At 40.5% G+C, this 14,103-nt stretch carries 8 protein-coding genes; 2 read left to right on the forward strand and 6 right to left on the reverse strand.

The features are described from left to right. Positions 1 to 165 precede the first annotated feature (165 nt). The gene (sepH, locus tag HXT36_RS02735) at positions 166 to 1,494 is read left to right on the forward strand and encodes a septation protein SepH (RefSeq protein WP_421779185.1); all 1,329 of its coding nucleotides are present in this window, start codon (positions 166 to 168) and stop codon (positions 1,492 to 1,494) included. A gap of 11 nt (positions 1,495 to 1,505) precedes the next feature. Here sepH and HXT36_RS02740 read toward each other — a convergent pair whose 3' ends face one another. Continuing rightward, positions 1,506 to 2,723 (reverse strand): alkaline phosphatase family protein, encoded by a 1,218-nt coding sequence (locus HXT36_RS02740; RefSeq protein ID WP_421779186.1) that lies wholly within the window; start codon positions 2,721 to 2,723, stop codon positions 1,506 to 1,508. Positions 2,724 to 2,961: 238 nt separating this feature from the next. Between HXT36_RS02740 and HXT36_RS02745 the strand changes: the two genes are divergently transcribed. Further along, on the forward strand, positions 2,962 to 5,646 hold the full coding sequence (locus HXT36_RS02745; RefSeq protein ID WP_421779187.1) for a DNA gyrase/topoisomerase IV subunit A: 2,685 nt from the start codon (positions 2,962 to 2,964) through the stop codon (positions 5,644 to 5,646). Positions 5,647 to 5,725: 79 nt separating this feature from the next. On the opposite strand, the gene HXT36_RS02750 is transcribed toward HXT36_RS02745, so the two are convergent. From HXT36_RS02750 to HXT36_RS02770, 5 genes are all read right to left on the reverse strand, one after another. Beyond that, positions 5,726 to 7,651, reverse strand: a complete 1,926-nt coding sequence (locus tag HXT36_RS02750) for an InlB B-repeat-containing protein (protein WP_421779188.1) — start codon at positions 7,649 to 7,651, stop codon at positions 5,726 to 5,728. Between the two features lie 197 nt (positions 7,652 to 7,848). Further along, positions 7,849 to 9,033 carry an MFS transporter gene (locus HXT36_RS02755; RefSeq protein WP_016784777.1) on the reverse strand — a complete coding sequence of 395 codons (1,185 nt, stop codon included), beginning with the start codon at positions 9,031 to 9,033 and terminating at the stop codon, positions 7,849 to 7,851. A 69-nt stretch (positions 9,034 to 9,102) separates the two neighbouring features. Next, positions 9,103 to 11,520 (reverse strand): DNA topoisomerase IV subunit B, encoded by a 2,418-nt coding sequence (locus tag HXT36_RS02760; protein WP_346284401.1) that lies wholly within the window; start codon positions 11,518 to 11,520, stop codon positions 9,103 to 9,105. A gap of 54 nt (positions 11,521 to 11,574) precedes the next feature. Then, complete coding sequence (locus HXT36_RS02765; protein WP_016635588.1) at positions 11,575 to 12,879, reverse strand: RNA polymerase sigma factor; 1,305 nt, start codon at positions 12,877 to 12,879, stop codon at positions 11,575 to 11,577. A 135-nt stretch (positions 12,880 to 13,014) separates the two neighbouring features. Then, the gene (locus HXT36_RS02770; RefSeq protein ID WP_020758553.1) at positions 13,015 to 13,965 is read right to left on the reverse strand and encodes a hypothetical protein; all 951 of its coding nucleotides are present in this window, start codon (positions 13,963 to 13,965) and stop codon (positions 13,015 to 13,017) included. Positions 13,966 to 14,103: the final 138 nt, after the last annotated feature.

The following is a 14,103-nucleotide window of genomic DNA, read 5'->3' on the forward strand; positions in this document are numbered from 1 at the left end:
GCACTATTTATAGCAATTAGTCTAAATCTACCTACGCGCATAGCATACATGAAAGCTACCCCGCATAGAATACTCGCTTTTTTATTAATAGAAAATGGCAAAGAAGGCATACTATGGACTAAAGTATGTTATAAGTATCGTTAAAAGCGAGGAAAGTGGTGCGCAATGCTTGAAAATCCGCCAAAAGAGGCGAGTTTCGATCATGTGGATAATAATGGCGATTTAATTTTTATTTTTGAAAACACGCCGTTAAAAATTCATGTTGACGACACGCTGGAGCGCGCAATCGCCGAGTCGAAAAAACTAACAAATGTTGATGAACGTAATCAAAATACAGTTAATTCGACTGGCAAGTCGGACGATTCGCCAAGCGCAACTACAGCAACACTGCCTATATCTCAAATTCAAGCTTTAATACGCGCTGGATTAGAACCAGAACATGTTGCAAAGCGATACAACGTAAGCGAATCTCAAGTTAGACGATTCTCAAGCGGAGTAGAAACCGAAAAGCAATATGCTATTGAACAATTCTTGACTGTTCCAGCGCCTAAGCAAAGCAATATGCGAACTCTTTCGGATTTGATTGAACGCACTCTTGCAAAAGCGCATATTGGAATGGAAACAGTAAAGTGGCGTGCTACAAGACGCGGACTTGAACCATGGCTTATAACAGCAGAATTCAACACCGCTACTCGCACAATAAAAGCCGAGTGGACTTGGAACATGCACGATAACTCCGTTGCTTGCGCAAATCCTTCTGCAAGGTTATTGCTTGGCGAAGAAGTCATGAATAATGATTCTTCTAAAAAGTCACAATTTGGCGGAACTTATAGAGACACTGTAAGCATTAGCTTCCCGTTTGCAAACGAAGATCTTCCAGGAAACTCAATTCGTTCTGCAAGAATAGAGCGCGCTGTTTCTCAATGGGAATCAAGGAATAGTGAGAACCTTGCAAATGTTGCAAATGTTACAATGCAAGCGCAAAATGCAAATAACGAGCAAGAACAAAACGCACAAAACACACAAGAACAATACAATGCGAATAAATCACTAGACCAAAATAACGCAAATTCTTTAGATTCTTTGCAAAGCTACGAGCAAAACAATAATCTAAGTACTCTAGTTGCAAATAGCGAGAACCAATTGGATGCAAATGCTGTATCTAACAGTATAAATGCCGTACAAATCGCATCGAATATAGCAAACTCATCCAATTCCGATTTGAGCAAAGATAGCAACAATTCAAATACGCTTTTTAGCAATAACTCTAGCTATAGCTCTAATAGTGAATCGCGCAACGAAGAAGCAAAAGAAGAACAAAAAGATCAAAAAGACAATCATGTTCAAGCAGACAAAACTGTTTCGATAGAAACACCAAAGTCTACGCAAACGCAAAAGTCTACTAAAGCGCGCGCAAATGAGCATTCTAAAGCCAAAAAGAGCAGCCGCGCAGCTGTTCCTAGCTGGGATGAGATTCTTTTTGGCGAAGGATGATTTGGCGTAAATTAAGCTATATCAACTAAGCACGGAATATCCATTTCCATTGCGCTCATAGAGCCATGAACACTCGGCAAGTTCATGGCTTTTTCTGTTTCGATTCTAGAATCAACGATTGTAACAGATGACTTTGCTTGAACAAGAACATCTCCAATAACACTTAGCGCAAGCGAACTGACTTCTCCAAAAACGCCATCTTTAACAGCTTGCTCTTTAGTTCTAACACACGCTTTATCTTGCAAAGCATTAGTCCACCTTAGCGCAATGTCTTCTGGATTTTCACCATCTTCCGCGTATAGCATAACAGAACGCGGCTCTCCCCCAACAAGCTTAACTCCTTTAGTAAGACGACTATCTTTTGCAATATCTATTTTCAAATCTGGATTTGACTCAATCATTCCATGGTCTGCAGTAATAACAATCAAAGTGCCTTTTTGGCAATTTTTTCTTAAAAGATTTAGCTGCGAATCAATCTGCTCAAAAATAGAAACCCAATTCTCGGATTCCCAACCATAATTGTGACCGATTTTGTCTATATCCCTAAGATACAAATACGTTAGACCAGGCGTTTTAGTGCTGTTTGCAGCGTTCATAATTCTCGCTCTAGCAGTTGTTCCGCTTATAAATTTAGCTCCTCTAAAAGCTGCTTGAGTTAAAGGAGAATCCTCAAATTTTGAAAGACTTACATGATTCGCTCTAACACCCAATCTAGAAAGCGACTCGAATATTGTAGGCTGGCGCTGCAAATCTAATGGATTTGGAGCATCCCTAAATTGGATTAATTGAGATAATTCGCCAGTTTTAGGATTTTTTTGAGTGTATCCTGTCATTGCAGTAAGACCAGGGCAAGTTCCAGTGCCAAAAGTGGCCATTGCTGCAACTGTAGTACTAGGAACGCAAGTTGTTATAGGGCGCTGATTTGCAGTGTTGTTAAGAAGAGCACGCAAATATGGAGCATGACCTTTTCTAATAGCAAGATTCCAATATCCAAGACCATCCACAAGCACAACAACAGCACTTTTTACTTTAGGAAACCCAAATAAATCTCGCAAAGAATCAGGGTTTTTATGGATTTGTGTGCAAATTGGCGATCCTATAGAAGCACTAAGAGCTGGAAGAATCGAAGATAGATGAAGAGCAAATTTAGGATTATTGTATGCGTCACTAATTTTGCTATTTTCAACAAACTTCAACAAGTCATCCAATTGTGGAATCTCAATAGTCATAAGCTACATTGTAGTTAAAAAAGACTACATTAAAGTTAAATTCGAGTTAGCGCTAAAGTTAGATTCAAATCGCAGGAAAAATCACAAGAAAAAACGCAAGAAAGTCAAGCTAAAATCGCAAGGAAAAACGCAACTAAAATCACCACTAAAATGGCAAGAAAATAAGCATTTAACAAACATTTGTGCATATAAATTGGTATTATAAAGGCTTGTAAGTCACTTCAAGGAGTTCAAAATCATGCCTTCACGCAGCAAGTCAACAAAACCAGCCTTCGACCCTAGAAAGGTTAAAGAGAATATTGTTGAAACGCCGCTTAACGAAGAGATGAGCAAATCTTTCCTGGAATACGCATACTCCGTGATTTACGCGCGCGCATTGCCAGATGCAAGAGACGGAATGAAGCCTGTACAGCGAAGAATCGTGTACCAAATGGGAAACATGAATCTTACGCCAGAGCACGCTTATATGAAGTCTGCTCGCGTTGTAGGCGAAGTTATGGGAAAGCTGCATCCGCACGGAGATTCCGCGATTTACGAAGCAATGGTGCGCTTGGCTCAGCCGTTTTCTCTTAGACTCCCTTTGGTTGACGGTCATGGAAACTTTGGTTCTTTAGATGACGGTCCTGCAGCATCCAGGTACACAGAAGCGCGACTAGCTCCAGCAGCGCTTGGAATGAATGCAGACATAAACGAAGATACTGTTGACTTTGCGCCAAACTACGACAATAAGCTAAAAGAGCCAACAGTTTTGCCTTCTGCCATACCAAACTTGCTTGTAAACGGAGCTTCTGGAATCGCAGTTGGAATGGCTACAAACATGGCTACTCACAATCTTGGAGAAGTTGTAGCTGCAGCAAAATACGTTATGAAGCACCCAAATGCTACTCTAGACGATTTAATGCAAATAGTTCCAGGCCCAGACTGGCCAGGCGGCGGCATAATTATTGGACGCAGCGGAATCCGCGAAGCGTACGAAACTGGAAGAGGCGCTTTTACAACAAGATCAAAAACGCATATTGAAAACGTTACAGCACGCAAAAAGGCGATTATTGTTACAGAATTGCCATTTATGGTTGGCCCAGAGCGCGTGCTCGAACGCATATCTCAAGGTATAAAAGCGCGCAAACTAGACGGAATATCTGGAGCAATCGACTTAACAGATAGACATAACGGAACGCGAATCGTAATCGAAATAAAAACAGGATTCGACCCAAACGCTGTTCTTGCGCAACTTTTTAAGCACACTCCACTGCAAGAAAGCTTTACGATTAACAATGTTGCGCTAGTAGACGGCAGGCCGCACACAATGGGTCTTCGCGAGCTTCTAGACGTGTGGATTGCGCACAGAAGAACCGTTATTAGAAGGCGCAGCGAATTTAGACTAAACAAAGCCAAAGAGAGATTGCATCTTGTAGAAGGCTTGCTTCTTGCAATGCTAGACATTGACGAAGTAATTCAAGTAATTAGGTCTTCCGAAGACGCAGAAACCGCAAAATCAAAGCTTATTAGCGTATTTGATTTAGACGAGATTCAAGCGCAATACATTCTTGACTTAAGGCTTAGAAGACTTACAAAAATGAGTCGAATCGAGCTAGAAGGCGAAAAAAACGACTTATTGCAAAAAATAGATGAGCTTAACGAGATTCTAAGCTCTGCAAATCAGCTAGACAAAGTTGTGATTGCAGAGATGGATTATGCTGTAAAACAGTGGGATACTCCTCGCAGAACAATTCTTTTAGACGAGCAAGAAGACGGCAGCTTTACGCCTGTTTGCACTAAAAACACTAAAGTTGCAAACAATGATTTAGCAATGGACGCAGTTATTGCAGCGAATAAGATTACAAGCACTCAAGCAGACGTTGCAGCAGCTGCTCTGGCTGCCAAAAAGTCTGGAAGCAGCGATGCGTCTGCAATAGCTTTGCAATTAAGCGACGATCCGTGCGCTGTAGCTTTGAGCACGTCTGGGCTTATAGCAAGAACAAGCGTTGAAACGTTTAATAGATGGCAATCACATTCTTCAAATGTTTTTGATACTCCATGCTTAAGCGTGTTTGAAACAACAACGCGCGCAAACTACGCTTTAATAACATCCGCAGGGCGATTAGTAATAGCGCATGTTGCAGATTTGCCACACTTAAATCAAGGAAACGAAAACGTTTTAGAATCGCTTTCTAATGGAGTTAACGCAAGCGAATTGCTAACTTCCACTCAGAGCACAGACCCGATTAGAGGAGAAAAAGTCGTAGCTGCTATTGCACTAAGCGATGATTCTAAAACTCCTACATCTTCTAAAACTCCTCTTGCAATCGGAACAAAGAATGGCGTTGTAAAACGATGGAATTTTGAATCGCCAACAACAATGGATTCCTGGAGCATTATTGACTTAAAAGATAATGATTCAGTAATCGGAGCAGCTCTTGCAAAAGACGAAGACAGGCTTGTGTTTATAAGCAGCGACTCTTCCCTACTTACTTTCGACGCAAAACAAGTGCGAGCGCAGGGGCGAAGCTCTGCTGGAATGGCAGGAATTAGGCTTAACGAAGGATGCGTTGTTTCTGCTTTTGCTGTAGTTGCTAAAAATGATGTTGGATGGAACTACGAAGAGGGCGAAAACGGACTATTTTCTGCTTCTGGAAGCGTAGTTTTCACTCTTGCTGGAGACAGCGACGCGCTTGCTGGAACAGAAAACGGAGCTGCAAAGATTACGCCGCTAGAAATGTATCCTACAAAGGGCAGAGGCACGGGAGGCGTGCGATCGCAGCGATTCCTTAAAGGTCAAAACACGCTTTTGGCAGCATACATTGGGAATTATCCGCTTTACGCGACTACACAACGTGGAGCAAATGTGGAGCTACCTAAGCCAGATATGCGAAGAGACGCTTCGGGAACTGAGCTTGTTTCCCCAATTGCGCATATTGGGTAGTTACGTTGTGTAATTACGTTGGGCAGTTACGCCATTTATACAATTGTTTCTATGTACGCTAAAGTTGCAATTTTCGTAACTAGTTTTTGCGAGCATGCTTGGAATAGCTACGAAGTGATTTTCTAGCTCCTACAAGTACGAAAATTCCTGCAAACACAGATGCAAACAAAGAATTCATGGCCATAGTCACTGAAGAGCCAGTTTCAGGCAAATGCTTAGCAGAATTAGCTTGAATCTGCATTTTCAATGGCGCTTCATCTTGTTTCTTTACATCAAACGAATAATCTTGATTCTTTGTATATTCTTGCACATGCGAAGGAACAAAATCTGTAATAGGCGTAGAATCTGGAGCTGGAGTTTGCTCTTCATCCGTATCTGGCGCAGGATCTGGCGTTGGCTTTGGCACAGGCGTTGGAATCGGAGCAGGAGCTGGCTTAGGTGTATAAATAGCATAAACCGTCATATCACTTTTTACTGGAGTTTGATCAGTAAATATTTTGCTTTTATCCTTACCTGTAGAGTCGGCATTCCACTCTACAAAAGTATAACCTTCTTTAGATGGTGCCGATGGCATCATCTGACCTGCAACACTGTTTTCACTTATGCTTTTGCCTTCCTTAACTTGCACAGAAGCATAATTAGAATTATTGCCATTTACAAAAGTAACAGTGTAGATCTTAGCCTTAGGAATAATGTTGTAGGTAAAGTGCGATCTACCAATCATCCTAGGCATATTATTAACAAAATCATAAAATATACACTGACCTTCAAGGGTGCCAGTCTTCACTGCTACATATTTGCCATCAGAGTTTTTCTTAAAATATGGCGAGCGGTCAATCGTTACGGGATTCCCATTCTCCTCAAAACCCTCCATAACACTGATTGTATGACCAGAGCTTTCTTGAGTAATTGTAATAGGGCGCTTATATTCCTCTCCTACCTCAATAGTAAAAGGTCCAGGATTTTGATTGTCAAACGGTGAATCATTTTCCCCTGAGCGAAACTTATATTGTCCTAAATTACCTTTTACAACAATTTCAGAAATTTTATTACCTTGGAAAGCAACACTACCAACTCCAGCAAGATAATACGGGTCAGCATCCGTATCATGCTCTTTGCCAGTTCCATCAATTACACCTTCAAACACAACTTTTTCAATTTCATTAGCAACAAAGGCTGCATTGCTTACTGAAATAACATTTTTTGGAATAACAACAGTTCCCTTAATTTTATTCCAACCGAAAGCGCCATATTCTATAATCTTAAGAGACTGCGGAAGAGTTACACCCTCAATATAAGTTTCGCCATCAATGTGTTCATGCTTATTCCCAACCTGCTTTGCACTTCCAGTAAAAGCACATTCATGAATAACTTCAATACCTTCAGGAATAACTATGTGATGATTTTTCTTAAGCTTTTCCTTGCCTTTGGCGCTAAGTCCATCCACATATTCATTTACTGTTTCATTCGTTTCAGGATGATAAACATCTTTCCTGCCACCAACAGTTTTACCATCGGCAGAAATATTAAAGTCGTCACGCGTCCAAGTTAAAGATGCATCATTTGTGCTACTTGAATCATTTGAAGCTTCCCTAGATTCTGCAGATTCATGTACATTTATACTTCCACGATTACTTGTTGGAAGATTAGTATTGCTTACATCTATAAGAGTTTGCGTAATCTTATTAGTTTCAAAATTTTCAGTATCAGTTACAGATTCAGAAGTTTTAGCAGATTTAGCATATTTTGTAGTTTCGTTAGTTTTTTCAGTTTCGTTAGAATTTGAAGAGTTAATACTTTCAGAAGGTTTTACGGAAGTGCTATCTAAAGCCCCCCCCCCAATGGATGTTTTAGAATCTACCGCAGAAGAATTTACAGTCGTAGTAACACCAGAAGCAGTTGAAGTTTCAGCAGCATTCGCACTTTGCGCTACGCAAAAAGCACACGCAGCAGTAGCAATACCCATCATAGCGCTAGTCAAAATTATATTAGTTCTCTTACTCATTTTTTCCTCGTGCAAAACCAACTCTTCTAAAATTATTAGCGATTAAAACAAATATAATACATGTGCTTAACAGTATTAGTTTGAATCTTCACATATTCTACAACTTATACTTTCAATAGCAATAAAATGTAACTAAACTCACAATAATCTTAATAAATCTTAAACCAAAACCAGCAAACAATCACACAAAAATATTTTCATACTAAACTTTTGCAAGTCCGAATCAATTTCATATGCATAAACGCCATTATAGATAGCAAAATAATCAAATATGCTGGCAGCAAAGACATAGACACGTTTTGACCAATAAACCCAAAGATTGCAGGCATTAGCATTGATCCAATATATGCGCTAGCCATTTGCACGCCAACAATCGCTTGCGATTTATCAGCTCCAAAATAATGCGGTGTGGAATGAATAATGCATGGATAAATAGGTGCACAACCTAAACCAATAATCACAAATCCTGCAACCAATGCTATATGATTTGGCAATGGCAATAACAATACAATAATGCCTAAAATCATCACTAGTTGCCCAAGACGAATCATGGTTTCGTCATTAAAACGCATTGTCAAAAATCCGCTTATAAATCGTCCTGCTGTAATACCAACATAAAATAAACTTGCCCAACCCGCTGCAACAACGTGGTTAACGGACCCATGCAAAACCATGTAACTACTAGCCCATAATCCTGCAGTCTGTTCAATAGCGCAGTAGCAGAAAAACATTATAAAAATATTTTTAGCTCCAGGAATGCGCAAAACTTCTGCAAGAGATAGCGTTTTAGAATATTCTTTAGATATCTTAATAGGATTTAGTAATTTATGCGATTTACGATTATTCCACAATGGCAAACTTGCAAACAATATTACAGTTAATATAACTTGAACAATAGCAATATATTGATACCCTGCAGACCATCCAAATCCGCCAGAAAGCGCAAAACCCATAACGTAAGGCCCAGCTGAAGCTCCAATACCCCACATGCAGTGAAGCCAGCTCATATGACGGCTTTCGTAGTGCAAAGCAACATAGTTGTTAAGAGCAGCGTCTACTCCTCCAGCACCAAGTCCGTACGGAATTGCCAGAAAAATAAGCACAAGATAATTCGGCGCAAAAGAAAAACCCAATAATGACAACGCAGTTAAAGCAACAGATACAGAAGTAACTTTTCCTACGCCAAATCGCTTAGTTATTCTGTCACTCAATAGAGCAGACACAATAGTTCCTGCAGAAATAACCATTGATATTCCGCCAGCCCAAGAAATTTGCGCGCCAATATCGTGGCTCATAGTCGGCCAAGCAGATCCTAAAAGAGCATCTGGCAAACCCAAGCTAATAAATGCTAAATAGATAATTGCAAGAAGAAGGTTAATCATAAAATTCCCCAACCTAGTTCTTCATATTTGCAATGCGAACGCCCCTTCATAAAATAATACATAACAAAATCAGGTATCTATTTTGGAGCGATCAAAGTCGTCTGCGTTATCAACAATAAACTGCTTGCGTGGAGGAACGTCATCGCCCATTAGCAAATCGAATACTTCGCTTGCTTGTTGAGCATCTTCCATACGAATCCTTCTTAACATGCGAGTTCTAGGGTCCATAGTTGTGTCTGCAAGCTGATCTGCATCCATCTCACCCAAGCCCTTGTAGCGCTGAATATCGCTGTTAAAATCAATGCCCTTAGCTTGCAAGTCATCAAGCTTTCCAGCCAATTCGTCGTCGGAATACGTGTAAATATACTCGCCTTTGTGCTTTCCAGCGAGAGCAATTCTGTGAAGCGGCGGCACTGCAGCATAAACATGACCGTTCTCAATAAGCGGACGCATATAGCGATAAAACAGCGTAAGAAGCAAAATACGAATGTGCGCGCCATCAACATCAGCATCGGTCATCATAACAATCTTGTTATAACGCGCTTGCGAAATATCAAAACTTGCGCCCGATCCTGCTCCAACAACTTGAATGATTGCAGCGCACTCTTTGTTAGAGAGCATTTGAGCAAGACTTGCTTTTTGAACGTTCAAAATCTTACCGCGTATTGGCAAAAGCGCTTGGAAAGCGGAATTTCGAGCAGCTTTTGCAGTACCAAGTGCAGAATCGCCCTCTACGATGAAAAGTTCTGCAACATCGTCGTTTCCAGGCTGACAATCAGAAAGTTTTGGCGGCATAGAAGCAGACTCAAGCGCATTCTTTCTGCGAGTAACTTCCTTAGTTTTACGCGCTTGAATACGCGCATGCATCTCGGAAACGATTTTCTCTAAAACTCTAGCAGACTGCTCTTTAAATCCTCGCTTGGATCCGCTAATCATTTCCCCAAATTGAGCATCCGTCATTTTTGTAACGATTGGCTTAACTTGAGCAGTCCCAAGAACATCTTTAGTTTGACCCTGGAATTGAGGCTCTGCTATACGAACCGTTACAACAGCAACCATTCCAGCTAGAATATCGTCTCGCTCAATCTTAGTGTTTGAATCTTTAAGATTGACTTTAAGTTTTCTAGCATTGTCTTCAACAGCCTTGCGAATTTGCTTAGTCAATCCTTGCAAGAATCCGTCTACGTGCATGCCTCCGCCAGGAGTTTCAACAACGTTCACAAAGCTAATAATCGTTGAATCGTAGCCATTCACCCATCGCATTGCAATGTCAACACCGCATTTACGTGTTACTTGTTGAGCATGTAAATCCCCTGCAGAATCAACAGCTTGCGTTTCTTCTACATACGTATCTTCGCCAGAAATACGCCAAATATCGGAGATTGCTTGACCTTTTGAAAGAAAGTCAACAAAATCTTTTACTCCGCCATTATGCAAAAATTCAACAACTCTAGGATGATGATTATTTTGCAATTCTCTAGCAGACTCACTATTTGCAACAGATTGTTCGGTGGATTCTTCTGATTCTTCGGATTCTTCGGATTCGCTATCAATTTCGCCATCGGATTCAACTTCCGATTCGCCATCAGATTCAGATTCTTCTGATTCATATTCAGATTGATTTAGCTCATTAGATTCATTATCTACGGTTGCTTGCGATTCATCCTTAAAAGCCAAATCATCTGTTAAATCACTAGTATTAGCATTCGCATCATCACTAGCGCTAACATCAATCTCTTGAATATCGCTAAATTCGCCTTCTGGAACATGCTCATCAATAACAGTAATGCGCAATCCTGGAACCAAAAAACTGGTTTGACGAACTCTGTCAATCAACTGTTCGTAACTAAAGCGAGCTGTTGAATTAAAAATCTCAGGATCCGCCCAATAACGAACTCGAGTACCAGTAGTTTTTGGCGAAACCGTACCAATAATCTCAAGCTCAGTAGGCTTGTTCTTGCGCGTGCGCTTAAAAGGAGAAGCAGGAGACGGATTTGCTGGATCTGCATCGCTATAAACACCAGGATGCCCCTGATGGAAAGCCATATGATGCGTTTTTCCGTCTCTATCTACTTCTACGTCTAATCGCAAGCTCAACGCATTTACAACAGAAGAGCCAACACCATGCAATCCGCCTGCAGCATTGTACGAAGCGTTACCAAACTTTGCTCCAGCGTGAAGCTTAGTTAGAACAACTTCAACGCCAGTAAGCTTTGTTTTTGGCTCCACGTCTACTGGAATACCGCGACCATTATCCGCAACTTCAATAGAACCATCGTTGTGAAGAGTAACAATAATATGATTGCAAGCACCAGCTAAAGCCTCATCAACCGCATTATCAATAATCTCCCAAAGGCAATGCATTAAGCCTTGACTGTCTGTAGTGCCAATATACATACCTGGGCGCTTACGAACAGCATCCAAGCCTTCAAGCACGGTCAAACTATCGGCATCATATTGCTCTTGCTCTTCTTTAAGAGAAGCCACTTTTACTCCTTATACAACAACAATTAAAGCTACTAGAGCGTATCTAATAACAAATCACTGATCTAAGAAGTCACGCAAGGTTTGCGACCTAGAAGGATGACGCAACTTAGACATAGTCTTAGACTCGATTTGACGAATGCGTTCGCGAGTAACGCCATACACGCGACCAATATCGTCCAAAGTCTTAGGCTGTCCATCTTCCAAACCGTAGCGCATTTTAATAACACCAGCTTCTCTAGGAGCCAGAGTTTCCAAAACTTGCCTAAACTGCTCTTGAAGAAGCGAGAATGCTACTGCATCCGAAGGTGCGATTGCATCGGTATCTTCAATCAAATCACCAAACTCAGAATCGCCGTCTTCACCCAAAGGAGTGTGCAAAGAAATAGGCTCACGACCATACTTTTGCACTTCTTGCACCTTTTCTACAGGCATATCAAGCTCGCGTGCAAGCTCATCTGGCGTAGGCTCGCGACCCAAGTCTTGAAGCATTTGACGCTGAACTCTAGAAAGCTTATTAATAACTTCCACCATATGCACTGGAACTCGAATTGTACGAGCCTGATCTGCCATAGCACGCGTAATCGCCTGGCGAATCCACCAAGTTGCGTAGGTTGAGAACTTAAAGCCCTTCTTCCAATCGAACTTTTCTACTGCACGAATTAAACCAAGGTTACCTTCCTGAATTAAATCAAGGAAAAGCATGCCCCTGCCCGTATACCTTTTAGCAAGAGAAACAACAAGTCGTAAGTTTGCTTCTAGAAGATGATCTTTAGCTTTCTTACCATCTGCTGCAGCCCACTTAAGCTCGCGCTTGCGCTTAAACTCCATTTGGTCGATTTGCGTATCGAGCAAATGCTGAGCATATAAGCCAGCTTCGATTCTCTCCGACAAATCAACTTCCTGCTCCGCGTTAAGAAGGCTAACGCGACCAATCTGCTTTAAGTAGTCTTTAACAGGATCTGCCGTAGCTCCAGTAGCGATTACTCGACGCTTTGGGTTGCCAGAAGGCGTAAGATTATCGTCATCGTCGTCATCTCGAACAATAAAAGCGCCTTTTGCTTGAGGAACTTGCGGAGCTTCTGGCTTGTTTTCGTCCGTTTCTTCGCCGTCTTCGTCTTCAGAGATATCGTCTAGATTATTAATGTCGTCGACATCGTCCAAGTTGTCCACGTCGTCTACATCAAGATCATCGTGAATGTCATCAAAATCTTCTAAATCCATGTGATCTTCGTCTGGATCCATTGGCGCATCAACATTAGCATCAACGTCTTGAGCATCAACGTCTTCATCAATCTTAAAGTCTTGTTGTTCTTCTTTGCTCGTCTTGGAATCGACACTTGCTTTATTTTCGCTCGCCAAACTTTTCCTCCTGTAGATTCCCCGCTAACACAAAGTAATCCGCCAAAATAGGGTATTTAATTTTGCTATACCCTAAAGGCACTCTACTATACCATAAAGGCATAGTTATGGCAAGGGCAACTTTTCATTAAGAAGTTAATCATCTTCTAAGGACGATTCATTATTACTTTCTTCTTGCGGCGTGGCGAATTTTCTACACCACGCTGGCTCTACATGATTCCTATATGCGTTATCTACTATTCTAACCATTGAGCAATCAGGATCTATATCTAACGCCATTTCAACATATTTTTCAACATCACCTAGCCTAAACCACCAACTTATATAGCACATTAAAGCGTAAACTTGCACTTTTAATTCTGGTATTCCATCTACAACACAAGCCATAGCTTTTAGTAGATTTACAACGTCTAACGCTTTACAAATATCTGGAAGCTCGTGATCTTCGTTAAATTTTTCTTCTAGAAAACGTCTTAAATCTTTAGATATTTCTTTTGTTCTAGGCTCTAAAGCTAGAGTAAGCAACGAATCAATATTGTAGTACTCCCCTTTAGAATCCAATAAATCTACAAGCAAAGTGTCTCGAACGTTAATATTGTCAAACATTGCAATCGGCAGCATTATAAGGTCGTAGCCCACAATGTTTCCTTCTTTTTTGAAAATCATATTATGCCAGTTGCGTATTGATTGATTTGCAAAAATATCAAAAGCCGAGAATGCTTCCTGCTTACATTTAACATCTAAATCTCTGTTTATGTAATCAATATACTTTTCAAAAAATTCTGGAGCTAAAGATCTAAGATTTTCAATCCAATTATCGCTGTAATCATGATGATTGTTAACATAATCTTTAGTAATGTCTAAAACTGCTATGCACTCTTTTGGAATATTATTAAAATCCACCTTTTCTATTGTTTTTCCAGCAACACAGCTCATAGCAAAATACTCTTCGGAGTTGTTACAAATCATACTTGCAGCATAAAGATTTGTCATCTCCTTAAAAGTTGAATATTCATGATCTTTGTCTTCAAAAAATTGCGTTTCGTTGATTTCGCAACCTTTAGATTCGTTTTTTAATGTTTTCATAATTCCTCCCTTATTATGTTTGTTATTTTTTATTTTTTATTTGTTATTTGTTATTCGATATTCGTTATTCATTACTCGATACTTGCTGTATTGATTTCGCTGTTTCTTTTAACTTTGTAAATAAGAGTTTTGCATTAC

This window comes from Gardnerella sp. DNF01144 (genome assembly GCF_049244245.1).
Lineage (GTDB): Bacteria > Actinomycetota > Actinomycetes > Actinomycetales > Bifidobacteriaceae > Bifidobacterium > Bifidobacterium piotii.